The sequence below is a fragment of the Clostridium sp. genome, from assembly GCF_036660475.1.
Classification (GTDB): Bacteria; Bacillota; Clostridia; order Clostridiales; family Clostridiaceae; genus Clostridium_J.
This window is the reverse complement of the sequence record NZ_JAVXAO010000005.1, coordinates 159,364-183,834: the sequence shown is the minus strand read 5'-3', so window position 1 is coordinate 183,834 and position 24,471 is coordinate 159,364. Positions and strand designations below refer to the sequence as shown.

The window sequence follows — 24,471 nt, the reverse complement described above, 5'->3', positions numbered from 1 at the left end:
TATGATTAAAAAATTTGATTTAAGTAAATTAGATGAAGTGATGGCTATTTGGCTTGAGACTAACATAGATGCTCACAATTTTATACGGGAAGAATACTGGACTGAAAATTTTGATATGGTTAAGCAAATGTTGCCATTAGCTGATATTTATATATATGAAGAAAGTAATATTATAAAAGGCTTTATAGGAATTGTAGAACAAAATTATATAGCTGGGATTTTTGTGAGAAAAGAATATCAAAGAGAAGGTATTGGGGAGAAACTAATAAAATATTGCAAATGCCAGTATCCATGCCTCATATTAGATGTGTTTATAAAGAATAAAAAGGCAGTAAACTTCTATCATAAGAATGGTTTTATAGTTCAGGAACAGCGTATTAATGGGGATACAAAAGAGCTAGAATATATTATGTCTTTTGATAAAAAATAGTTTGTTTAATAATAAAATATTTCATTCAAAGAAAGTAGCAAATTTCATTTTGAAATTTGCTACTTTTAAATTTTTCTATATTAAATCCTCTAAGCCATTAACAGTAGTTTGTTCATTTTCATTAATCGGAATAACTATGTATTTCTGGCCATCAATTATTTGAGATTTTATTTGAGATACTTTTTCAGGCTTTACTTGAAGTATAACATCATAGTGAGGAGTAGCTTTTTTATCCTCATCCGCTGAAGTTGCATGGTCAGTTTCTTCTATATTAGCTGGTAATTCTTCCTTCAAATTGGGTTCTGGAGATTCTTCTATATTAGTTTCTAAAACTTCTTCTGAATTAGTCTCTAAAGCGTCTTGGGTAACATTATCTTCATCACTATCTTTAGATGAACGTGTTTCCTTATCGATAGAAGCCTCTTGTTTAACTTGTTCAAGTTTATTTTCTAGAATTTCAACTTGTTTTAGAAGGTGTGTTTCCGTTCTTTTTTGGGCACTTGCTTTAAGTGCTTTTGTGTCAATTAAATTCGCGGCTAAAGGAAGCTCATCACTAAAGCATTCTACATAGGATTTTTCAATCTTAGCAGTAACTTCTTCAGAAACTCCACTGTCCATTAAAAGATTTTGTATATCATTTTTTGATAAAGTTATAGGTTCACAATCTATATCTTCATAGGTGGCATTATATTCATCTACCATAGCATTTAGATTATCTTGTATTTCCATAAAAATTTTATCAGCTTTTTGTTCATCATCACCCAAAGAATCTTTAATAATTGACTCAAAGGTTTCCTTTTGTATAGTAGCAGTCTGCTTTGAAGAACAGCCTAAAGCATTTTCCATTAACTCAGGATGTGGGTCCTTTGCATTTTTGGTGTAGTACATTATAGAGTTAACATCTGAACTACGCTCAATAAAAGCAGGGAACACAAAGCCATGAGTTGGAACATCAACCACCCAATCTCTAATACGTGCTTCTATTTTATTTTCTTTTTCAAAGTATCTAAGGCCAGGCTCTGAAAGTGAAACGGGACATATTGCACATAGCACATACTCATAAACCTCTTCAGATTCATCTAGCTTTGCATTATCACTAGTTTTAGTAATAACATCATAAGCATCATAGAAAACAAGTATTAAAATGTTACCAGTATAATCATAATTATCTATAATGGAGTCATAAAAATCATTAAGAAGAGCATCATTCTTTAATTGACTTTTCTTAAGCTGCATAAGAGAAATTTGTCTTTCGTTTATATAATCTTCATTAACAGGAAAGTTAAGTTCTAAAATGTTATTTCCAATAGTTCCAGATAGGACTTTTTTAGCAATTTCCATGTATTTAAAGAACTCATCATCATCTAAGTTTAGAAAGGATTCTCTAAATTTTAAAATAACATTTTTTTCTCCATTAACATAGCAACCACACATCTTAGTGAAGGTACACTGATCTTTTTTTAAACGTCTTTTCAACTCAAGTATATCTTTCTTTCTCATATATAAACCCCTCAATCTAGTATTTATTCGAATACACCAAATCACCAGTACCTTTAGGGTAGAGATTTAGATTCTCACTTATTAGTATAGTATTATTTCTATATTATTTAAACTCCTTTTAAAGAGAAGTTATAGTTATTTTGTTGCATTAGTTTTATCATATGGTAAAACAGTTATAAAGAATTTATCGAGTAGTCACTTTTATTTGAAGAAACTAAAAATAGTATAAGTTAATGGTGAATAACTTTTTAATTAATTGGAGTTGTTGTTTTTGTTTATTCATAAGTAAAGATATATACATAAATATGTTTGGGGATGGCAAGCTAAAGATAAGATTTGTAAAAAAATTCAGATTAAATTGTTGGTGGAATATATAGCATGAAAATAATCGGTGCATATAATTTGACAAATAAACAGTTTTGAGATAAATTGAATAATAGTTCAATGAATTTAAAATTAATTTTATTGAATATAGTAATTAATTATGATTACAGATAAAGGCGGTTAGTATTCATGAAAAGAGATGATCAGAAATTAGAAAGAAGAAAGCAAATATTAATGGTTGCACTTGATTTATTTGTAAATAAGGGATTTGCAGCAACAAAGATATCTGATATTGCAAATGGATGTGGAATGAGTACAGGATTATTATTTCATTATTTTAGTTCAAAGGAAGCTTTGTATATTGAATTAGTTAATGCTGGAGTTTCAAGATCCAAAGCAGGATTAAATAATTTTTCAGGTAGTGCTATTAACATTTTTGAAGAAATAGCAAAACAATTACTAAATGAAATACAAAACAATTGTTTTGTTGCAAAGATGTTTATTTTTATGGCGCAAGCTTCAAATAATGATTTATTATCGGAAGAAATGAGATATCATCTTAAATGGGATAATATTAAAAGTACTGAAAAAATAATTCGTCTTGGGCAGAGTGAAGGAACAATTAGAGAAGGCGATTCTACTGCTTTAGCTGTTGCATTTTGGTCGGCCATACAAGGGCTTTGTCAAACCTTAATAATGAATGAGAAAATGCCTTGTCCAGATTACAGATGGATAGTTGACATAATAAAAAATAATTAGGGGAAATATATATGAATAAAAATTCTTTGTTAAAAGGAAATAGAATTCCATTTTTAGATAACATACGAACACTTATGGTAGTTTTAGTGTTGATTTTTCATGCTGGAGCAGCATATAGTTCTGCGGTAGATTTTTGGCCATTTCATGAGAGATCATCTAGTGGACTAATTGATTTTTATATGCTATTAGGTGATGTATTTATGATGAGCACCTTATTTTTTATAGCAGGTTACTTTGCAATGCCATCCTACAATAAAAGGGGAGGCAGAGGGTTTTTAAAGGACAAATTTAAAATATTAGGAATTCCATGGCTTGTCATTACAGTTTTAATTCTTCCAATTATAGATTATATAAATTATATTTTTAATTTATCTGATGGATTAATAGGGACAAGCTTTGGGCAATATTGGTTATTGAGCATGAAAAAAATTCTTGAATTTAATTTCGGATTCTTAGATATGTCTAAATATATTGGGATGCCAGATCAATATTATCAACGTTATATGTGGTTTTTATCATTATTATTACTATTTTTTATTATTTTTGTTTTTTATATGTGGATAAAGAATAAAATGTTTAAAGAAGTTAAAATGAAAGAAAATAAGAACCAATCTAAGGGGGTAGCATTTGCAATAGTAAGTATTTTAACAGTAATTCTATTTGGTACTGTTAAGTTATTTGTTTATGATGAAATTTTAGGATCAGGCTGGTTTTCCTTCGGTCATATTCTTGAATTCCAATTAGGAAAGTTTATGATTTATTCAGTGTACTTTACTTTTGGTATTTATGCGTATACTAGAGGATGGTTCACTTCAGCAGGGAACATTGGTCGTCCATGGATGTGGGGAATAGGTTGTTATGTGTTATTTGGTGCAAATATGTTAGTATTTAAGGTCATAAATTCAAGCGATGCGCCGTTTTTAATATACAAAGTATTACATGTAGTTCTTTATCCTTTTTGGATTTTGTCATTTTTGGGAGTGTTTTTAGCATTTGGGTATAAGTATTGGAATAAATCAACATTATTTAACAGTACTATATCAAATAATTCATACAATATGTATTTAGTTCATTATTTCTTTGCAATGATAATACCTTTAACTTTAAGTGGTTGGATTTCTGGACCAGTAATAATAAAATTTATAATTACTGCAGTAACAACTATATTAGCAAGTTATGCAATTAGTCGATTTGTGATAAAAAAATATCCAAATATTTTTATTGGTGTAATAGTAGTGTGTACAGTATTATTAGCTATATTAACTAACATTTAAATTATAATTTGTAGGAGAGTTTAAATAAATCATTTAGTTTAATAAATAAGTAAAATAATATTGAAGTTATAGAATATCTTTAGATATAGTTGTTATACCTAAAGATATTTTTAAATTTTATTAAGGAATTTTATAGGTTCAATATTTTGTGCATTTTAAACAGAATAACTCTTATAAGAAGGGATTAAATAGATATAGATAGGAATTTGTAGTGTGAGAAATTTAATAGAAATTATGTAAGAGTAGGCTGAAAATGAATTTAGGTGAGCCTATTGCAAGAGGAAATGCAGCAACAATTTATCTTCTTGATAATAAAATTATAAAATTTTTTAATGATAGGTCGCCAGAAACAGAAGCATTATATGAGTCAAGAAAGCAGAAATTAGCATATTCGTATGGATTACCAGTGCCAAAAATTTTTGATGTAACTACTGTAAACGAAAAGCAAGCGATTATTATGGAATATATAAAAGGTCAAACCCTTTGAGATATGTTATTGAAAGAGCCAGAACAGGCAGAGAAATACATGATTCTTTTAGTTGATTTACAGTTAAAAATTCATGATATTAAAGCTGAAGGCCATCACTTAGTTTTGTTAGGAGACTTGATGAAAGAATTCTTAGGTGAGAAATATAGAGAAAATGCATTAACCACAAGGATATTCTCTGAATAGTTTCCATTATAAAAAAGCAACCTAATTTAAGATAAATTAGATTACTTTTTAGTTTTTATAAGAAAAATTTATTTATTAATTTCATATCTTCAAGAGAAATTTCAAGGTCTCCTGCTGCCAGCATTTCTGTCATTTGGCTTTTAGATGAAAAGGCTGTAACCGGAATTACTTGGAAATCTTGATGCATTATAGGAGCCAGTGATAAGGCTGCCATATCTGTATTGTACTTTTCCTTTAACATGGTTAATGTCTTGTAAATTTCCATATTTCTATCATTTGTATATGCCTCAGATACTGCTGGTTTCATGGTGTTTGTTTCTAATTTTCTAAAAAAACCATTAGAGGAAGAACTGAAAGGTATAAGTGGAAACTGTTCTTTTTTTAGCCACTGATAATAAGGAGCATCAACATCAACTAGTGTAGGGTCATTGATAAGTCTTTTATCATCGTTTGGATAAGCTAAACTCCATTGATTAGATAAAGCTGAGAATCCATTTCCAGAGGTGTTTTTCGAATAGTCAACAGCTGCTTCCATTCTATGAAGCTTATAGTTGGAAGCTCCAAAGTAACGTATTTTTCCAGCTTTAACGAAGTATTCACCAATTTCTACAACTTCTTCGATAGGTAAGGCTTCATTGTCACGGTGGAACCAGTAAAAGTCTAGACAATCTAGGCCAAGAGTCATAAGACTTTCATCTAATTCCTTAGTAAGTTCCGACTTTGTTACACGGGTACTTCCATCAAGCAAGCTTGGATGACCACCTTTACTTGCGATGACAACTTTATTATAAGCATTTCTAGATTTCAGCCATTCAAAAATATATTGCTCTGAGCAGTTTGTTGTGTCGGGAAGCCATCTACAGTAAACATTAGCAGTATCTATAAAATTACCGCCAAGGTCAACATAGTAATCCATAAGATTAAAGGCTGTTTCTTTGTCAATATTTGATTTGAAGTTCCCAGTTCCAAAAGATATATTACTTATATTTAAATCTGTTCCTTTTAATTGAAGATTCTTCATTTTAAAACTCCTTTATATTTCCTTATATTCGTTTATAATCATAAGCATAGACAATTAAGAGATGAACTATGATTATAAGAGTAAGATGCAAATAGTATATTGTTTTATATGTCATTTAGGATCTCTAAACTCTCGTCTACTAGTATATTATCTTTTTCATGTTATTGAAAGAGTTATTATTTGAAATTAAGGAGGATATGTAAGGAATAAGCATTTATAATTGCAAATGAAGAAAGTACAAATGAATGAGAATAGCATTAGATGAGTAACAACTTTAATATTTGTAGTGGTTCATGGCGGATATTTATATGTAAATTACATTGGATATAAAAATGTTGTTGAAATTAATTCAAAATGTTATCACATATTAAAAAATATATGTATAATTAGAAGAGTATAATTAATTTATAAATTTATCTTGGAGGTATTTAAATGGAATTTCTAGAAATTATAAAAGTCATTATTCTTGGGGCAGTGGAAGGTATTACGGAGTGGCTTCCTATAAGTAGTACAGGTCACATGATATTAGTTGATGAATTTTTAAAGCTTAAGGTAAGCGCTGAATTTATGGAGATGTTTTTAGTTGTTGTACAACTTGGTGCAATTCTAGCAGTTATTCTACTATTTTGGAATAAGATATTTCCTTTCTCTTTTAAAAGGGGAGTGGAAATTAAAAAAGATATATTTGTTATGTGGTTTAAAATAGTAGTAGCCTGTATACCAGCTGCAGTTGTTGGACTTTTATGGGATGATCAGCTTAATGCATTATTTTATAATCCTACAACCGTTGCAATAATGCTGATAGTATTTGGTATTTTATTTATTGTAATTGAAAATTATAATAAAGGTAAACGTCCTAAAATCAATAGTTTAGGTGAAATCACATACAACGTAGCTATTATGATTGGACTTTTCCAATTAATAGCAGCAGTATTCCCTGGAACGTCTCGTTCAGGTGCTACAATCGTGGGGGCTCTATTAATCGGTGTATCTAGAACTGTTGCCGCTGAATTTACGTTCTTTCTTGCAATACCTGTAATGTTTGGTGCAAGTGCATTGAAGCTTGTTAAATTTGGATTTGCATTTACAGGGGCTGAATTAATATTGTTATTTATAGGGATGGGTGTAGCATTTGTAGTGTCAATTTTATCAATAAAATTCTTAATGTCTTATATTAAGAAGCATGACTTTAAAGTATTTGGTTGGTATAGAATTGTTTTAGGTATTCTAGTGCTTGGATACTTTTACCTAATTGTTTAAGGTGTAAAATATTTTAGGATTCAACTTTCAAATGAAGCTGAAAAATAAATTGTAATAGCAGAAAAAATATAAAAAACAGAAGCTAGTAGAGTGTATATCTACTTGCTTCTGTTTTTATTCCAACTATGTAATTTATGTAAAAAATGAATAGAATAGAAAAAAGCATAACGATAAATTTAACACTATAAAAGAGCTTTAGTAAAATGAAGTTATATAAAATGCACATGAATTTTAGTTTGAATTAATTGGGTTTATTAATGCAGCTAGAGCATGTTCATTTTCACCAGTTAAAATAGGTGTTTGACCGATAAAATACTTACCTTTTTCTGATTGATATAATGGATATTCAATAGATACTTCCAATGGATTTTTTTTATCATAACATGACATTATAATCACCTGTATATAAAAATTTAAGGAAATACTCTTCCTTAAATTTTTATAATAATCATAATATATACAACATGTACAAGTATAATAATAAAGAGTAATAGGAAATATTGTAATGAGGTATGAAAATATTAAGAAATTAGAGTTAAACAACTAAGACGTAATAAAATTAGCCAATATCCTTAAAGGATATTGGCAATATTGTAAATTATAATTAAGAGGTTTGAGCTTAACATATATAGCCCAATTTAATTTTGAGAACCAGGTGAAGGTTTATTCATATCTTGAAAATTTTGTATAGACTTTAGTTCTTGATGCAGCATGTTTATAAATTTTGCTGGAATATCGGAGTAGGTTTCGTTTATACAAATTATATCTAAGTCCAGGTTTACTCTTGCATAAGTTACAGTATCATCACTTAATATAAAGCTTATTGTAATACTGTTTCCAGTGGCTTGAGAGTTACCTATTTTTTCATATATCTTTGAAGTCATTTCTTTTGTAGTAGCCTCTTTAACTAATGAAGTCATCTTATCTATATCATCTTTATTTGTAATAGTGTTAAAGGTTTCATTATTAGTATGATTTTTGATTTTGATTTCCGTTGTATATTTAATTACATTATCTATATCGAAGTTATTAAACTCCTTGTCAGGTATATATTGTTCATTTATAGGTGGAGATAGAGATAGTGGTGGTTGAGAATTGTTTATATTATTTTTAGTGCTGTAAATAGCAAATCCGCCAATTAAAAACAAACTTGCAAGAGCAATGGCTCCAATTTTTTTATTATTCATAAATATCATCATCCTCTCATTTATTGATAAATATTGTTTTTTAGTTTGGGTATTATCGTTGACCTTTTCATATACATTTTTTAAAATACGAGATTTCATTGAATTATCTGATTTGATATTATCAAAAATATTTTTTATATCATGGTTGTTCATTAATAATCACCACTTTCTAAGATACTTTTTAATATATTTCTTGCTCGATGTAAATTTGACCTTACTGTCGCTGGTTTTAAAACTAATATTTTTGAAATTTCTTCAGTACTATATCCTTCATAGTAAAAGAGATATAAGGGCATTTTATACTTTCCGGGAAGCTCAAGTATTTTATATAACAGCTGGTATTCAGTTTCTTCTTTGTAGAAATTGGATAAATTATCAAAGCATATTACCTTTTTAAACCAAGAGCTTTTAAAAAGATTTTTACATATATTCGAAGAAGTCTTAATAAACCAAGCTTTCTCATGGTCTAAATTTTCGAATACAGGATTATACCTCATATATTTTATAAAGGTGTCTTGGGTTGCCTCTTCTGCGTCATGAGTATTTTTAAGATATAAAACACATATTTTTAATACTCTATCAACCTGTCTTTCATAAACCTTTTCAAAATCCCTCATATTGTCGCCTCCTTTACACACTATATACAATTAAGATTTATAAAATGTTGCATAAAAATGAAAAAATAATATAAATATTACAATTAATTAACTATTTTAATGAAAAAATGTCGCAAAGTTAAGTTTCATTCGTTATATTGGTTGAGAGTACTCTTAAATGATAAGGAGTGATTAAGTGAAAGCTTCACAAGATGAAAATTTTCAAAATAACATGCTAAAGCAGCTTTATGATGCTTATGAATATAAAATGTATGGCATTGCATATTCAATTTTAAATAATGTTGGTCAAGCAGAGGATGCAGTTCAAGATGCATTTATAAAGTTAATTCCACACCTTGGAGATATTAATAGCCCAGTAAGTATAGAGACGAAACGATTAATAACATACACAATAAAAAATATTGCAATTGATATATATCGTAGGAATAGGAAAGAATCTGAATTGTTTACCAAAGGGGTAGACGAGCCCATGACAGGTGGAAATCAACAAGGAATTGATTCAGTAAAAACAGTAGAAGATAGGCAAATTGTTGTACAATTACTTTCAAGTTTACCATCAAAATACCGTGAGATAATTAGGTATCGTTGTTATTACGAATTTAGTTATAAGGAAATATCACTATTATTAAATATTAGTGAAAAAGTAGCAGCTAAAAGATGTGAAAGGGCAAAAAAGTTGTTAAAGGAAATCATGGAAAAAGAAATGATGGGAGATGAATTGTATGGATAATAAATTTAATATTGATAGAATGGCATATCTTATAGGTCAAGAAGATGCTATAGAAGAATTAGATAAATTTACAGAACCACATGAGTTTTCAAAAAAATATGAAATGGAGAAGATGAAAATGATTAAAAAGGAAAATCATATAGAGTCTATTCCTATGCCAAATAGAACAGGTAGAGGAATGATGAAGAAAAAGCTAATAGTGCTTATTGCGGCTATTACAGCTACTTTAGCAATATCAATAACAGCCTATGGGATTTGCAGAAAAATCTTTGTTACAACGAGTAGAGATGAAGAGGCAGGAACGGTTACTTATAATATAGATTCAGAATCAGAAATTACTGAAATACCCCTAATTAATATAACTCCACAATATCTTCCAGAAGGCTATTTACCACTTAATGGTGCCCCAGGAAAATACTCACCTAATGGCAAACCTAGTGGTGAAGAGGGGATACTTATATACCAAAACGATTATATATATCAACCTGAAAGTTATAACATAAGTAATGTAGAGGAAACAACTATTGGTGGTGTGAAGGCATATATAAACTCAAGTGAAGGAATGCTTTATAAATATAAAATTGATTTAATTTATGAAGATGATGGTCAAATTATTTCAGTTGGTGGTACTGGAGATTTAGAGGAGCTGAAAAAAGTAGCAGAGAATATTAAATATGAAGTAGTTCCTGGGGAATTCTTAAAACTTTATGAGCAAGTTATTGAAAAAAGCGATGATGTACATGTTGCTCCTTCGGTTCCAGCTGATCATGTGTTTAATCTTGGTGAAGAAATGACTGATGAAATATCACCAAATAAAAATCCAACCTTCGCTTTAAATAAAGTAGAGATTATGGATAAACTTCCAGAGGTAAATCAAAATTATTTTTGGGATTATGGTAAATACCTTGAAGCAATAAATGAAGATGGAACTCTTAAGGATTATGAAAGAAGTGTTTCGATTAAATGGGAAAACAATAAAATGAATTATGTTACTGAAACGGCTAGTAGAAAGTTTGCTTATGTAACTCTAACATTGAGAAATCCCTTTGACAAAGAACTGAAAGATATAGGAATTTTCCCAATAATTGAATACAAAACTAAAGCGTCGGATGGTACGCTTAAAGCATTTCCTAATGATAGTAGAGGTGGTAATGATATTGCAGGTAGTAAATTCCCAATATATTTTGATCAAGCAGATTATAAAGGGAGTTACTACTTTTTCTGTGATTTAGAACCAAATGAAACTAGAGAGGTTCATTTAATATATTTATTAGATGAAGATCATCTTGATGATGCTTATTTTTCTAAAATAGGAATGTTTGTTAGTGGTAGTGGAAATAATTTTACTAATATTTTTCAAGGTTATGTTAAGATAAAGTAATTAAATAAAATTTAGAGGGTCTATCTTGAAATTATTTTATTTTAAGATAGACTTTTTATTAGTTGAAAATTAAGTTTTATCTAGAGGCCTCAACCGTAGTAGTTTCTAAGGCTACATAGCCCTAAGAACATAAAAACATAAAAACATAAAAATATTGAAATTAAGAAAATTCCAATGTTTTTTAATCTTTATTTGCTAGTATGCTTAAAAGTATTATTTCTTTAATTTATAATTTTTTAAACTTGAACATTCCCTTATTTACAAGTAATGCTACAATATACTTATAATAGCATTGAAGGGTGCATTAATTTTTAATTATTGATTGTAAGGGGTGGGCTTTATGAATAAACCTTTAGGAATGTTGTTTGATTTAGGAGATACAGTTTTAGAATATTACAAGAATACTCCAAGTGAAGCAACCAAAAGAATATTAGAAGTCTCAGATAATCCATATGGAATAACTGTTGAGCAAGTTCAAGATTTAGCCATAAAATTAACAAAAGAAACTTTTGATAGGCGTGATGAAACTAATGTTGAAATTAGTTTTCAAAGTTTTCAAAGATTATTATATGAATACTATGGTATAAAGTTTAAGGTTCATATTAGTGAGGTAGAGAAGATGTTTTGCAAATATACTTATGGAAGTAACCCCAGCGAAGGAATTCAAGACTTATTTAAAACATTAGATACATTAGGTATAAAATATGGGGCATTAAGCAATTCATCATTTACGGAGGATACATTAAGATGTGAACTTGAAGAGCATAATCTTTATCCAAATTTTGAATTTATAATTTCAAGTAGTGATTATTGTTTGCGGAAACCTAATAAAATTATATTTGATTTAGCACAGAGGAAATTAGGCTTAAATGCAGAAAATATCTGGTTTATTGGGGATAATTATAAGTATGATGTTGAAGGTTCAAAAAATGCAGGTATGGTTCCTATTTGGTATAATAGAAAAAATAAGACTACTTATAAAAATGTGGATTGTATAGAAGTAAAAAGCATATGTGAGATAACAAAGATGATAACTGATATATATGAGAGATGAAAGTTAGGCAGAAGAGTTGCCTATATATGGAAAATGAAAATAGGATTTAAATATACTCTGATCAAATAGTTATCTATGAAAGGCTTACTTGAAAAAAGTAGGCCTATAAATATATTAAGAAATCTCAAAACTATTGACTTTGACGCGACGTTAACTTTTATAATTTAGCTAGAAGGGGGGATAAGCAGAATGGAGTTAGTAACAATTAGCCAAGTTGCAAAAAGGTTTAATATTTCCACAAGAACACTTCGATATTATGAGCAAATAGGGCTTTTAGAAAGTATTAAAAAGGATGATTATTCCTACCGTACATATGATGATTCGGCGGTAAGACGTCTACAGCAAATTATCATTTTACGGAAATTAAGAATAAAGCTAAAAGAAATTGCGATAATTTTACAGGAAGATGATGCGGTTACAGCACTTGAAGTTTTTAATGAAAATTTAGAGGCAATCAATGGTGAGATAACAGCTTTGACTACTATTAAATCAATTTTGCAAACTTTTATAGCGGGGTTAAGTGAAAATGCAAACCTTAATATTAGTTCCGACTTATTTAACGATGACTCTGTTATGAAGATTATAGATTCATTAACCCTTTCTAAAATTAATTTTAAGGAGGAAAGGTCAATGGAAGAGTTAAACAAAGCAAATGAAAAATTATCAAAATTAAAGAATGTTAGGATTATATATTTACCTCCATCAACAGTTGCATCAAGTCATTTTATAGGTGGAAATCCTGAAGGTGTTTCAGGGGATGTATTAAATGATTTTATTAGGAATTGCAGCCTACACAAAATTAAGCCAGATTTGAGGATATATGGCTTTAATAATCCTTGTCCTAAGGACACGCAAGAAGGATATGGATATGAGTTTTGGGTGACTATTCCTCATGATATGGATGTTCCTGAATCACTTGAGAAAAAATATTTTGATGGTGGATTATATGCAGCTCACTGTATTAAAATGGGGGATTTTAATGAGTGGCAACTTATTTATGATTGGATTGCTAATAACGATGAATATACGTTTGATATTAGGGAACCGCTAGGTATGAGCGGTTCGTTAGAAGAACACCTAAATGCATATACTTTTTATGAAAAAAATAAAGCGGATGCAGAATTCAAACAGGTTGATTTACTAATTCCAATTAAGCTAAAGAATGACTTATAGTCATACTGGACAAGTTATTTATTTTTAAATAGTCAAATAAAGATAATAGAAAATACATTTAATATATAGTTTGATTTTCTAGATAAAGAAAAGTAGTTAGTCAAAAGCATAAATGGAACAACCCTTCAATAAAGCACACTAGGTGTATTTATTGAAGGGTTGTTTATTTATTTTAAAGATTTAATGTTAATTGGAGTTTTTCAATTCTTCTATCATCTAAAGCTAAAACCTTTAGTGTGATAGTTCCCAAATCTACTTCATTATGTTCATCTTTTTTAGGAACAGTGCCTAAACACTCAATGAAGAACCCTGCTATGGTATCTGCTGAATCAGAAGTAATATTAAGGTCAAATTCATCATTGATATCATCTATTGTAAGAAGACCACTTATAATAAAGTTATTATTATCTATTTTTTGAATCTTAGCTTCTTCTTGATCATATTCATCGGTAATACTACCCATTACTTCTTCAATTAAGTCTTCTATGGTTACAATACCAGAGAAACCACCGTATTCATCAACTAGTATAGTTATATAATTTTGAGATCCTTGAATGTCTCTAAATAATTTGTCAATATTCTTAGTTTCAGGAACAAAATAAGGCTCTCGCATAATTTCATTAATTTTTATATTTTCTATTCCATTTAATATTATTTTACTAAAAAGGTCTTTAATATGAAGTATACCTACAATGTTATCAACATCATCATCATATATTGGTATTCTAGAAAATCCCTCTTGTAAAATAGTATTTATATTATCTTTAATGCTCGCAGTTACTTCAAGAACGAAGGTTTCAGTTCTCGGAGTCATGATTTCTTTTGCAATCTTATCGTCAAATTCGATTATTCCATCAATCATATCTCTTTCACTTTCATTGATTGCACCATGCTCTTCACCAATGGCAATAATACTTCTAAGTTCTTCTCTTGAAACTTTTTCTTCAATTCCTACAGTGTTCATTCCTATTAACTTCAATATGGAATTAGTAGAAATTGATAAAAGCCATACGAAAGGCTTAGTAAATTTCGAAATTATTATCACAGGTTTTACTGAAAACATTGCTACCTTCTCAGCATATTGAAGTGCTATTCTCTTAGGAAGTAGTTCTCCAAGTACAAGTGTGAGATAAGCTATAAATAATGTTACAAGAATAAGTGCTACATTTTCACTATATGGAATATTAATAGCCTCTAATTTTTGTGCTAAACCTCCTGATATAGAAGTAGCTGCTGATGCCGATGCAAAAAAACCAGCAAAAGTAATCCCAACTTGTATAGTAGCTAAAAACCCACTTGGTTCTTTGATTAGATTTTGGATGAGTTTAGCTTTCTCATTACCATCTTCAGATAATAAATTAATCTTTGTTTTATTAATAGATACTATAGCCATTTCTGCTGATGCAAAAAAAGCATTTACTAATACTAGTATAAATATAAAAATAAAACTGCCACTCGGGCTTCCGTCCATTAAATAATTCCCCCTTATAATTTAAAAACATAATGTTACAAGTATAACATAAATATGTATACTAACAAAAGCTTGTACTCACCCATTTAGTTTTATATTTATCTATATTTAATCTAAGGTGTTAAATAGCTCCATGTAGCATACTGTAGCTACTCCTTGATACCTATAATTATGTTTATTAATAAAATCAGTTATTATACCAGTTTAATATTATGACCATGGAATTTTAAACTTAACTATGGTAAATGACTTATTTTTGAAAAAAGAGAAACTATAGAGTATTTGTATATAGAGTAGAATTCAATAATAGTTTAAGGGCTAGTTAGATGAAAGTTTTTCTATTTTACTGATGCGAAAATATGTTAATTATGTGGTATTATGTAAATATAGTGAAAAGAATTATTTTAAGAATAAAAGCAAATTAGAGGGTTTACTAATTAAGCAGTAGTGGGAAAGAAGAGAATATGTGAAGGCGATAAAACGATAAAGGTTAAGTATAGGGAGATATCAGTGGTAAAATATACATTTTAATTAACATAGGGGGAAAAATCATGGAAGGTTTGAAAATCGTAGAATATACTCCAGTCTATGCGAAGGCTATTGCAGAAATGTGGCAAAAGAGCACTGAAGGATGGAATGGTGAAAATGGGAACGAAACAGAGGAAACAGTACTGGCTGATCATGTTAATTCAACGGATATAAATACATATCTTGCTATACTGGGGGATGAAGTACTTGGGTACTGTGCATTTTCAAAGTATGTAAAGGATGAGGGAGCGTTACATATTAGAAGGTTAAATGCTAGATATGATTGTCATGGAAAGGGAATTGGGAAGGCTCTTGTTAAGAAATCAGTAGAAAGGACAATTGAACTTAATTGGCCTCGTCTTGACATATATACATGGCCTGCAAATACAAAAGCAATACCTCTTTATAAAAGGTGTGGATATTTTCTTGAGAATAGGCAAGATACTATTCATCTTATGAATTTTATTCCAACAGTGGTTAACACGGAGGCGGTAAAAGATTATTTTAAGGATGTAGATTGGTATGATGATATGAAAAGAAAAATCAATATAGAGCCAGATGGAAGAGGGGAAAACGGTTTTGATTTTTATGAGTATTGTTGGGACAAGGATGGAAAAAATCTTAGGATGGAATTTGAAAGAAGAGGTAGAGGATTAAGACTTATTGAAACGGATGATTATATGATTTCACTGTCAGTTGCTTCACAAAATCTGATTTTGGGTAGAAGCTATAAGGCTACTTATGAAATTATTAATAAAACAGGTAATCAATTAAATATTGAAATAATAGGAAGAGATGATAAAAATATTCAATTTTCATTAAATAAAAAAATTCAAGTTGTTGAAAAAGAAATAGTTGAAGGCGAATTTTATTTGTCAGAAATTCAAGAGGAGTTTGGCAATTTTAAAACTCATCCAGCAGTTGTAGCTGAGGTTGTTATAAATGGTAAGAAGGCTTTGTTTAAGCTTGGAATAGTGCCTAAATTCCCAGCAAAAATATTATTAGCATGTGATGACGTAGAAAGATGTAGTGGAGAAACGTTCAATATGTATATTGATATTGAAAGCTGCATTAATGAGAATGGAGTATTTGAATTCGAACTTCCTAGATGTAGAGATATAGAATTCGCTAAAAGATTGTTTAAGATTAAGATGACAAAAAAACAGAAAGTTTCAATACCATTAGAGTGTAAGCTTAAAAATCCGTGTATATATCAAGAAGAAATTAATGTTAAAGTAGCATTAGAATCAGGGGAAAGCATTCAGTTCAAAAAGGATGCTGCAGTTATTTTCAGAGGACGTAACACTGCATTTGGTGGAGAAGTTGAAGGTAAATATGTAATTGTAAATGGAGTATATAAACTAACTCTGGAGAAAAATTATAATAGAGTTGAAATATTTGTAGGAGAAAAGAAAAAAAGTACCTACATAGTATATCCAAAGCTTGGAATGCCATATTCAGATGAGTTTGGAAGCATACTAGTGAAAAATATTGAATGGTATTTTGAAAATGAAAAGATGGTTTTAAGTGGTGAGTATGTTTCGAATGAATTTAGGAATATAACAGTTAAAACTATATTTAAAATATCTAATAATGGAATATTTGAACATCTATATGAAATAATGAATAATTCAAATGAAGAAACTAAGGATGATATATATATTGATAATAGCTTCCACTATAGAATTGAAGGGGCATACATTCCATATGACAACAAGGTTGTACAAGCTACAGAACCTCGTATGGAATATCCAGGTTATTATGATAGTGGGAAAATTAGTGAGAATTGGATATTCTCAAGTGTTGAGGAAAGTATAATATGGCCAAAGAATTTAAAGTGCGAATTTGACGGTTGGTTAATGCATATTGAATATCCCATGGGCAAATTAAAAGGCAGGGAAAAAATTCTTACTGAGCCTGTTTATTTAGCTTTTTCAACATTTAAGAACATAGATGAAGTTAGAAGGTTTGCTTTAAAATCAAATAATGTAAATCACATATCTTTAGCTGAGGATTTTCAAATAGATGTTAATAATAAGAATCCATTTGTAAAAGAGTACTTTGATATAAATATTATTGAGAATAGAAAACTTTTATATAATGGAGAAATAATCGTTAAATCCAAAAATAATTCCTTTGATGAAGTGCATGCAAAGGTTCAAGATGATGTAAACAATATTACTGTTCCAATTTATACAAAAAAGGGATTGGAAAATGACTTAATTTGTATACAAAGTAATTTTAGTTCAGTGAGTTTTGAAAGAAAAGCATCTGTATTCTACATTAAAAATATGGAATTTAAATCTAAGGTAACGCAGGAAAGTGGACTTAAGGTTTACTCAATAAGTAATGGAGTTATGAATATTAAAGCATCTCCTAAATTCTCAACAGGAATATTCTCGATTAAATTTATGGACAGAGAGTGGCTAGATAATTCATTTCCAAGTGCAGGACCAAGAAGTTGGTATAATCCATGGTTCGGAGGGATTCAAAATGTGCCAGAGAAACTAGTTGAAAATGGGAGAAGCATACTTAATGAAAAGGTTAAGGTGGAGTTTGTTGAAAAAATAGATACACTTGGGAATATGTGGAGTGGCATAAAAACTAGTATGTGTATGGAGCATATGGAGGACTATAAAGGACTTGAAATAAATCAATATTTTTTAATGTTGCCAGGAGTTCCTATTATTTTGAATACCACTGAATTAGTAAATGGCATGGATAAATATATTAGCAGTGAGAGAATTATGAATATCGCATTTTTCAAAATTGGTGATGAAATAAAGAATAGTTGGGTAAGTGTTAAAAATCATCAAGGAGATATTAATAAATATAAAGTTGGCACAAGAGATTATGAGATAAACACTAGTTCATCCCCTCTTTATGGCTGTGACAGTCTTGAATATAAACTTCAAGTAAATACAGATTTTAATGGGAGTGATCACTTGGCATATTTATCAACTAGAGACTTAGTGTCTATGAATGGGAATGATATACATTTAGCTTCAGGTGAAAGAAAAATTTTACCTAATGTGTTTTATACATTTACAAAGGAACATATATCAGACAAACTTATTAAAAATTTGCAAAATATAAGATTTGAATAAATAATAAGCTAACGGGGATATAAATTTATATATGCAGTTATCGTAGTCTCAGATGGATTTATAATAAAATAATTAAGAAGAAATAATTATATGGAGTAGTGAATGACATGTTTAATTGTTTAAGACATATAGGATTAAAATTGAATGAGGCAAATGTATTATGGGCAGTTGGAGGATCAATACTACTAAATCATTTTGGGTTAGTAGATAAGCCAAATGACATAGATATTTTGGTTGGTATAGATGATATTAAACGGGTTGAAGAAATTCTTGATAATATGGGACAAAAGAAAATATGGGAGAAAACAGACATATACTCAACACAATATTTTTATGAGTATGTCATAAATGGAGTTGAGATTGATGTAATGTCAGGGTTTAGTATTAATCATAGCAATGGAGTATTTGAGTATAATTTTGATTATAAATCAATTTCAGAGATGAAAGATGTTAGTGGAGTAAGTATTCCACTAACATCTTTAGAAGATTGGTATGTTTTATATCAGCTAATTCCTAATAGAGAATCAAAAGTAATGCTCATAGAAAATTATTTATTATCAAATGGAATTAAAAATCAATTTGTATTAGAAAGAGCCTTACGTGGAAATTTACCAATAAAAATAAAAAATAGAATTGAGGATAATATAAAGTGATAAAGTTATACAAAGGTGATACCGTGGGATTAATTTCATGTGGCGATGGAATAAGCAATGAGAATAAAAAATATATAGAAGAAATAGAAGAAATATTTAATGGTATGGGATTAAAGGTTAAATATGCAAAGACAATTTATAAGACAAATGGACCTTTTGCAGGAACAGGGAAAGAAAGAGCTAATGAGTTAATGAAATTATTCAGGGATCAAAGCATTAAAGCTATTTTTGATATTTCAGGGGGAGCTTCTGCAAATCAAATATTAGGGTATCTTGATTATGAAATTATTAAACACAATAATAAACCTTATCTCGGAATGAGTGGTTTATCAGTTTTATTAAATGCATTATATAAATGTGCAAGTATAGAGACCTATCATTATTCAATAGCAAATTTAATTGAGGAATGTTCGAAGGAACAAATAAGAAGCTTTAAAGAATCCTTCCTAAATGGAAAAGATGATATTTATAGGATAAATTTAGAGTGGATTCAGGGTAATGAAATGAGTGGTATAGTCATAGGTGGAAATATGCAGGCACTTTCAAAAATAGTAGGAACAAAATATATGTCAGATTTTCAAGATAAAATATTGCTACTAGAAAGCTTAGGTGGAGCACCTAATTTAATAGGGTCAATATTGTTTCAATTAGATCATGTGGGAGCATTTGATAAGATTAAGGGAATTATTCTGGGAGAGTTTACAGAGATGAAAGAAAAAAATTATACGCCAGATCTTATGGAGCTGGTTAACGAGGTTTTAGGGGATAGAAATATTCCAATTGTTAAAACAGATGATATTGGGCATAGTCCAAGTACTAAGTGTATAGTTGTAGGTAAGGCTATTCATTTAAAGAAGTAGAGAACTTTATAATAAAAGGTGAGCGGATATGATATATTCGGTCCAAAATTGAAATTTAACTTTAAGAACTTAGAAAATAGTTTGAATTATATTATATGGTTATGGATTAAAAATAAAAATGATTTTCGGCATCATTTATTTAATAGGAAGTAGGGAGTGTATATGGATAAACAAATGATTGGGATGTGTGGTACATACTGTGGTGTATGTGAATGGAAAGATAAAACAAACTGCCCAGGATGTCAAGCTTGTCAAGGAAAACCATTCTGGGGAGAATGTTTAATTGCAAAATGTTCAATTGATAAGGAATATAATCATTGTGGACATTGTCCATATTTACCATGTGAAAAATTACAGAATGCATATAACAATGAGGAGCATGGAGATAAGGGGGAAAGACTAATTAATTTAAAGAATTGGAAATGTGGTAAGAAAATATATTTAAAGTTAGGAACGATAAAGTCAGATGAGGATCAGTAGTAAGTAAGATGGATGGATTTTTACGTTATGAAAAAATATAATGGGTATAGCAGTTAGTTTTGATGGGTACATGATAGCATTATAAACATTTAGATGTAAGGGTGGGGTTATTATCCCCATTATAAATGAGTTATTTGAATAGACTTAACAAAAATAAGTTATAGAGGTGTGTATTATGGATTTGAATAAAGCTGTAATGTTAGAAATTGTGAGAAAACAATTATCAATAGATATGAATTGTAGAGTAGAAGATTTCATTAAAGATGGCATAGTATTTTGTGAAGCAAAATTAAATCAGGGAAGAAGGATGATTGATAGACAATCGCCTTTTCTTGAAATTGCAACCATGGGAAAAAGTATAGTTGTTTCAGGAGATTGTGATATCTTAAAAAAGGTAACCCCATTATTGGAAGATAAAACAAGGGAAGATATATTTGTAGCCCCATTTATATTTGGGCACTCTCTTTATTATATTCCTGATTGTAATAGGATAAAAAAGTTGCCTTTGCCTGATGGTTTTGATTTTCACATAAAGGAGGGTAAAGAAATTCATGATTTATATAAAATTTCAGGGTTTGAAAATGCAATTCAATATGATATCAATCATCCTCGCCCAGATGTAATTACAATATATGCAACTAATGGCAATGAAATTGTAGCAATGGCAGGAGCATCAGCCGATAGTAATTTAATGTGGCAAATAGGTATTGATGTGTTACCTAAGTTCAGAAATAAAGGTCTTGCAACAAGTTTAGTAAGCAATCTTGCATTAATGATTATGGAGCGAGGGATTGTACCTTATTATGGAACTGCTTCATCCAATATAGCATCGCAATCTGTTGCGTATAGAAGTGGATTTATCCCAACGTGGATGTGTTCATATAAAAATACTTTTGATAGAACTGCACCTTATGAAGATGATATACAAATTATTTTTTAACACTCTATATTGAGCATGATATTTTAAAAATTGAATTCCAACTCTTGTGATAAGGCGAATGTAAAGGAAATACGTGAGGGTAATGGTTTTAAATTGCCTATTAAATTATACTTGAATATTTTATAGAGCGGGGGATATCAATGAATTTAAATAACTATAAATATGTTAATTTTACAGAAATAACTGGGGATATAGTACTAGATGTAAATAACTTTCTCTTAGAAAATAATAAGAAAGAAACTTTGAAACATGTTACGAATGTTGCTAATAGAAATAGTGAAATAGCAGAAAGATATGGATTAGATAAAGATATATGTATTATATGTAGCTATCTACATGATATAAGTGCAGTAATTCAACCTAATGACATGTTAACTTATATGGTAGAAAATAAGTTGTTCATCGATGAAGCAGAAAGGAAATATCCTTTTATTTTACATCAAAGAATTTCAAGATTACTAGCAAAGGAAGTTTTCAATATAGATAACGAAACTATATTATCTGCTATAGAGTGTCATACAACTCTAAAATCAAATCCTTCGAAGTATGATATGGCTCTTTTCATTGCTGATAAACTTTCATGGGATCAAGATGGAACACCACCATTTTATGATGTAGTAATTAAAGATTTATCTATTTCATTAGAAAAAGCATGTCTATCCTACATAAATTATATTATAGATAATGATATGATTTTATATCCTCATTCATGGCTCATGGAAAGTAAAAAATGTTTGGAGAGATTATTAAGTATAATGAAGAATACTTTAATAAATTAAAACTACAAATAGAAGGTGCTCAGTAAAACTAACTGAAAAATTATTACATAAAAGAGATAATTATTATTATCTCTTTTATTAGGATTTTGCTTGAAATTATCACTAGAGCATAACAATATATTAATAAAATTAAAGTATAAACATATATTTATAGCGGTTTTTCTAGGATATAATCGATATACCCCAATGTCACAAAACCACCATCACGTTTTGGACCAATTCGCTTTCGGACTTCTTTATAAATCCTTTTTAACCCTAATTCTTCAAATAAGGCTTCACCCTCGTTTTCATGAAAATAGCTATGAAGTACTTTTTCACCGTGTTCAATTTCATAATATTCGCCGGGGCCTACTTCGTATCCAGTCCCACATCTTTCATCTTCAGTTGAAACAAAATTTACGAACATCAAACCACCTGGTACAAGTACTCTTATCATTTCTTTTAAACTCTTTTTAATTTCTACCTTGCTCATATGGAATATTGTATTATATGAAAAACAATAACTAAATGAGTTATCTGCAAATGATAGTTCTTTCATATCACCTTTATTGATATTTAAATTAATGTTATTTTCACTTTCAAACTTTTCTGCACGTTGAATGGCTACTTCACTAATATCTATGCCTAAAGTTTCATATCCTTGTTCTTTGAATAATGCTAATGGTGGTAATGCTCCACCTGCTCCACAGTCTAATATGTTTTTTCTAATCCCTGTCCATTACAATAAAGTAGAAATGTAAAAAGTTGGTTTTGTGTAAAAATTGGGTTCATAGATTCCTCTCCTTTTGCATATAGAATTATTTGAAATATTATTAATATTATACCATATTAAACATAATTTTAATGGTATGGATGGAAGTAATAAAAAACTGAAATCCATTAAAGAATTTCAGTTTTTAACTTTTATATTTAAAAATCCTAAGAATATGTCTAGATTTTCAAGAAATTGTATTTTTATAACTTGAGTTATATTTTAGTTTCCAGAAATATTAACATCTTTAATCTTCATCCAAGGAGTTATGGAATCACCAGTATTTAAAGTTTCTATAGATATTGCCTCTATATTATTAAATATATGATTTAAATTTGAGGTTATCATAGTCTCAGTTATGGCATATTTTATTTCTCCATTTTCAACATAAAAACTATTTTTTGCAATCCCAGAAAAATCGCCGTTAGCTGCTGGCATATCTCCTGAAAATCTCCCTAAAATTATTCCTTTTTCAGTGGATTTAATTATGTCTTTTAAGGACTTATCTCCATTATCTACAACTATATTAAAGGCAGTTTTAGTAACTAGTTTTCCAGTTTTATTTGCAGCATATAAACCTATAATAAAAGATTTTAATATCCCCTTGTCTATGATACTTATATTTTCTGTTTTATAGCCATCTTTAGTTATAAAACGCTTATTAACTATTTCATCACATACAGGCATACATCTAACTGCAAGATTTTCATTAGCAACTTTCTCATTTAACTTATCCCTTAAAATACTTGTGCCACTTATCAGTGGTTTGTCTCCAAGGAAAGTTATATTATAGTAATATAGCATGTCTACTACTAACTCTGGAGTTAAGATTATATCACCCACGAATTTATCATTTATACACTCACAGTTAAGTTGACTAATTAGGTCCTTAAACTTTTGTCTAACATCAGCATAATCCATAAAGTCTAAAGGTAATTCATTAAATGTATAAGAAAATCCTATAAATGATGTAGATTTTTTACCTTCTTTCCCTAAAAAAATCATGGTAACGCTATATATTCCTTCTGATATTTTAAAGTCTACTCCATTGGAATTTAAGAAATAAGTATCACTACTATTAAATTCTACTGTAGTTCCATCTAAAAATTTAATCTGCGGAAACTCTTCCTCTAACTTTTTTAGAAATGTACTGGTGAATTCATACATTTTATCTAAATCTGGCGTGTTAGATCCATTGATAAATTCTTCCTGTGGCTGCGCTTCTGAAATATCATTGCACTGGTCACTCTCCGCCGATTGGCACATTTCCATCAACTCTTTAACTTTCATATTTATTATGTCTTCATCTAACTTATTTAAGGATATAGTAGATTTTTTATGGTCTTTTATAGAGGTTAAATCTATATTACTATCTATGGTAGTTCTTAAAAGACCTATACCTTCAGTTGTAAAATTTAACTCATACTTTTTATTACTTTGAAGAATGCATTGAGCTTTATCAGCTCCATGTTTTATTATATTATCAATACAATATAAGGCGATTTCTCTATTTTCCATA

Annotated in this window: 24 protein-coding genes; 16 read left to right on the top strand and 8 right to left on the bottom strand. The window is 29.3% G+C overall.

Translation table 11 applies throughout. The features are described from left to right. Position 1 precedes the first annotated feature (1 nt). On the top strand, positions 2-430 hold the full coding sequence (locus RSA29_RS09145) for an N-acetyltransferase (RefSeq protein ID WP_346943961.1): 429 nt from the start codon (positions 2-4) through the stop codon (positions 428-430). A 75-nt stretch (positions 431-505) separates the two neighbouring features. Here RSA29_RS09145 and RSA29_RS09140 read toward each other — a convergent pair whose 3' ends face one another. After that, the gene (locus tag RSA29_RS09140; RefSeq protein WP_346944401.1) at positions 506-1,930 is read right to left on the bottom strand and encodes a DUF4317 family protein; all 1,425 of its coding nucleotides are present in this window, start codon (positions 1,928-1,930) and stop codon (positions 506-508) included. Positions 1,931-2,443: 513 nt separating this feature from the next. On the opposite strand from RSA29_RS09140, the gene RSA29_RS09135 reads away from it, so the two are divergent. The 4 genes from RSA29_RS09135 to RSA29_RS09120 all read left to right on the top strand — a co-directional run bounded on the left by RSA29_RS09135 (position 2,444) and on the right by RSA29_RS09120 (position 4,960). Continuing rightward, the gene (locus RSA29_RS09135; protein WP_346943146.1) at positions 2,444-3,013 is read left to right on the top strand and encodes a TetR/AcrR family transcriptional regulator; all 570 of its coding nucleotides are present in this window, start codon (positions 2,444-2,446) and stop codon (positions 3,011-3,013) included. Positions 3,014-3,024: 11 nt separating this feature from the next. After that, positions 3,025-4,287 carry an acyltransferase family protein gene (locus tag RSA29_RS09130; RefSeq protein WP_346943147.1) on the top strand — a complete coding sequence of 421 codons (1,263 nt, stop codon included), beginning with the start codon at positions 3,025-3,027 and terminating at the stop codon, positions 4,285-4,287. A gap of 253 nt (positions 4,288-4,540) precedes the next feature. Next, the gene (locus RSA29_RS09125; RefSeq protein ID WP_346943148.1) at positions 4,541-4,774 is read left to right on the top strand and encodes a hypothetical protein; all 234 of its coding nucleotides are present in this window, start codon (positions 4,541-4,543) and stop codon (positions 4,772-4,774) included. 3 nt (positions 4,775-4,777) lie between these two features. Then, positions 4,778-4,960, top strand: a complete 183-nt coding sequence (locus tag RSA29_RS09120) for a hypothetical protein (protein WP_346943149.1) — start codon at positions 4,778-4,780, stop codon at positions 4,958-4,960. Positions 4,961-5,015: 55 nt separating this feature from the next. On the opposite strand, the gene RSA29_RS09115 is transcribed toward RSA29_RS09120, so the two are convergent. After that, the gene (locus RSA29_RS09115) at positions 5,016-5,981 is read right to left on the bottom strand and encodes an aldo/keto reductase (protein WP_346943150.1); all 966 of its coding nucleotides are present in this window, start codon (positions 5,979-5,981) and stop codon (positions 5,016-5,018) included. Between the two features lie 432 nt (positions 5,982-6,413). Here RSA29_RS09115 and RSA29_RS09110 point away from each other — a divergent pair, with 432 nt between their 5' ends. Beyond that, positions 6,414-7,241: an undecaprenyl-diphosphate phosphatase gene (locus RSA29_RS09110; RefSeq protein WP_346943151.1), complete on the top strand. Its 828-nt coding sequence runs from the start codon at positions 6,414-6,416 to the stop codon at positions 7,239-7,241. Between the two features lie 231 nt (positions 7,242-7,472). Here RSA29_RS09110 and RSA29_RS09105 read toward each other — a convergent pair whose 3' ends face one another. From RSA29_RS09105 to RSA29_RS09095, 3 genes are all read right to left on the bottom strand, one after another. After that, the gene (locus tag RSA29_RS09105; RefSeq protein ID WP_346943271.1) at positions 7,473-7,631 is read right to left on the bottom strand and encodes a DUF6143 family protein; all 159 of its coding nucleotides are present in this window, start codon (positions 7,629-7,631) and stop codon (positions 7,473-7,475) included. A gap of 248 nt (positions 7,632-7,879) precedes the next feature. After that, positions 7,880-8,428: a hypothetical protein gene (locus RSA29_RS09100; protein ID WP_346944400.1), complete on the bottom strand. Its 549-nt coding sequence runs from the start codon at positions 8,426-8,428 to the stop codon at positions 7,880-7,882. Positions 8,429-8,580: 152 nt separating this feature from the next. Next, complete coding sequence (locus tag RSA29_RS09095; RefSeq protein WP_346943153.1) at positions 8,581-9,045, bottom strand: RNA polymerase sigma factor; 465 nt, start codon at positions 9,043-9,045, stop codon at positions 8,581-8,583. 175 nt (positions 9,046-9,220) lie between these two features. Here RSA29_RS09095 and RSA29_RS09090 point away from each other — a divergent pair, with 175 nt between their 5' ends. The 4 genes from RSA29_RS09090 to RSA29_RS09075 all read left to right on the top strand — a co-directional run bounded on the left by RSA29_RS09090 (position 9,221) and on the right by RSA29_RS09075 (position 13,383). Next, positions 9,221-9,775 carry a sigma-70 family RNA polymerase sigma factor gene (locus tag RSA29_RS09090; protein WP_346943154.1) on the top strand — a complete coding sequence of 185 codons (555 nt, stop codon included), beginning with the start codon at positions 9,221-9,223 and terminating at the stop codon, positions 9,773-9,775. Next, entirely contained in the window at positions 9,768-11,156 is a 1,389-nt protein-coding gene (locus tag RSA29_RS09085; protein WP_346943155.1) for a DUF4367 domain-containing protein, read from the top strand. Before RSA29_RS09090 ends, RSA29_RS09085 begins: the two co-directional genes overlap by 8 nt. Positions 11,157-11,496: 340 nt before the next feature. Then, positions 11,497-12,210, top strand: coding sequence for an HAD family hydrolase (locus RSA29_RS09080; RefSeq protein WP_346943156.1), 714 nt, complete (start codon positions 11,497-11,499; stop codon positions 12,208-12,210). 189 nt (positions 12,211-12,399) lie between these two features. Further along, a complete protein-coding gene (locus RSA29_RS09075; RefSeq protein ID WP_346943157.1) occupies positions 12,400-13,383 on the top strand; it encodes an effector binding domain-containing protein in 984 nt (327 codons plus the stop codon). Positions 13,384-13,555: 172 nt separating this feature from the next. On the opposite strand, the gene RSA29_RS09070 is transcribed toward RSA29_RS09075, so the two are convergent. Next, positions 13,556-14,854: a hemolysin family protein gene (locus RSA29_RS09070; RefSeq protein WP_346943158.1), complete on the bottom strand. Its 1,299-nt coding sequence runs from the start codon at positions 14,852-14,854 to the stop codon at positions 13,556-13,558. Between the two features lie 551 nt (positions 14,855-15,405). Here RSA29_RS09070 and RSA29_RS09065 point away from each other — a divergent pair. The 6 genes from RSA29_RS09065 (at position 15,406) to RSA29_RS09040 (ending at position 22,201) form a co-directional block, all read left to right on the top strand. Beyond that, on the top strand, positions 15,406-18,489 hold the full coding sequence (locus RSA29_RS09065; RefSeq protein ID WP_346943159.1) for a GNAT family N-acetyltransferase: 3,084 nt from the start codon (positions 15,406-15,408) through the stop codon (positions 18,487-18,489). Between the two features lie 107 nt (positions 18,490-18,596). Further along, the gene (locus RSA29_RS09060) at positions 18,597-19,142 is read left to right on the top strand and encodes a hypothetical protein (protein ID WP_346943160.1); all 546 of its coding nucleotides are present in this window, start codon (positions 18,597-18,599) and stop codon (positions 19,140-19,142) included. Beyond that, positions 19,139-20,002, top strand: coding sequence for a S66 peptidase family protein (locus RSA29_RS09055; protein ID WP_346943161.1), 864 nt, complete (start codon positions 19,139-19,141; stop codon positions 20,000-20,002). Before RSA29_RS09060 ends, RSA29_RS09055 begins: the two co-directional genes overlap by 4 nt. A gap of 162 nt (positions 20,003-20,164) precedes the next feature. After that, positions 20,165-20,482 carry a DUF3795 domain-containing protein gene (locus RSA29_RS09050; RefSeq protein ID WP_346943162.1) on the top strand — a complete coding sequence of 106 codons (318 nt, stop codon included), beginning with the start codon at positions 20,165-20,167 and terminating at the stop codon, positions 20,480-20,482. Between the two features lie 175 nt (positions 20,483-20,657). Continuing rightward, on the top strand, positions 20,658-21,422 hold the full coding sequence (locus RSA29_RS09045; RefSeq protein ID WP_346943163.1) for a GNAT family N-acetyltransferase: 765 nt from the start codon (positions 20,658-20,660) through the stop codon (positions 21,420-21,422). A gap of 140 nt (positions 21,423-21,562) precedes the next feature. Then, on the top strand, positions 21,563-22,201 hold the full coding sequence (locus tag RSA29_RS09040) for an HD domain-containing protein (RefSeq protein WP_346943164.1): 639 nt from the start codon (positions 21,563-21,565) through the stop codon (positions 22,199-22,201). Between the two features lie 148 nt (positions 22,202-22,349). Here RSA29_RS09040 and RSA29_RS09035 read toward each other — a convergent pair whose 3' ends face one another. Then, positions 22,350-22,898 carry a class I SAM-dependent methyltransferase gene (locus RSA29_RS09035; RefSeq protein ID WP_346944403.1) on the bottom strand — a complete coding sequence of 183 codons (549 nt, stop codon included), beginning with the start codon at positions 22,896-22,898 and terminating at the stop codon, positions 22,350-22,352. 276 nt (positions 22,899-23,174) lie between these two features. Continuing rightward, positions 23,175-24,470, bottom strand: coding sequence for a metallopeptidase TldD-related protein (locus tag RSA29_RS09030; RefSeq protein WP_346943165.1), 1,296 nt, complete (start codon positions 24,468-24,470; stop codon positions 23,175-23,177). Position 24,471 lies beyond the last annotated feature (1 nt).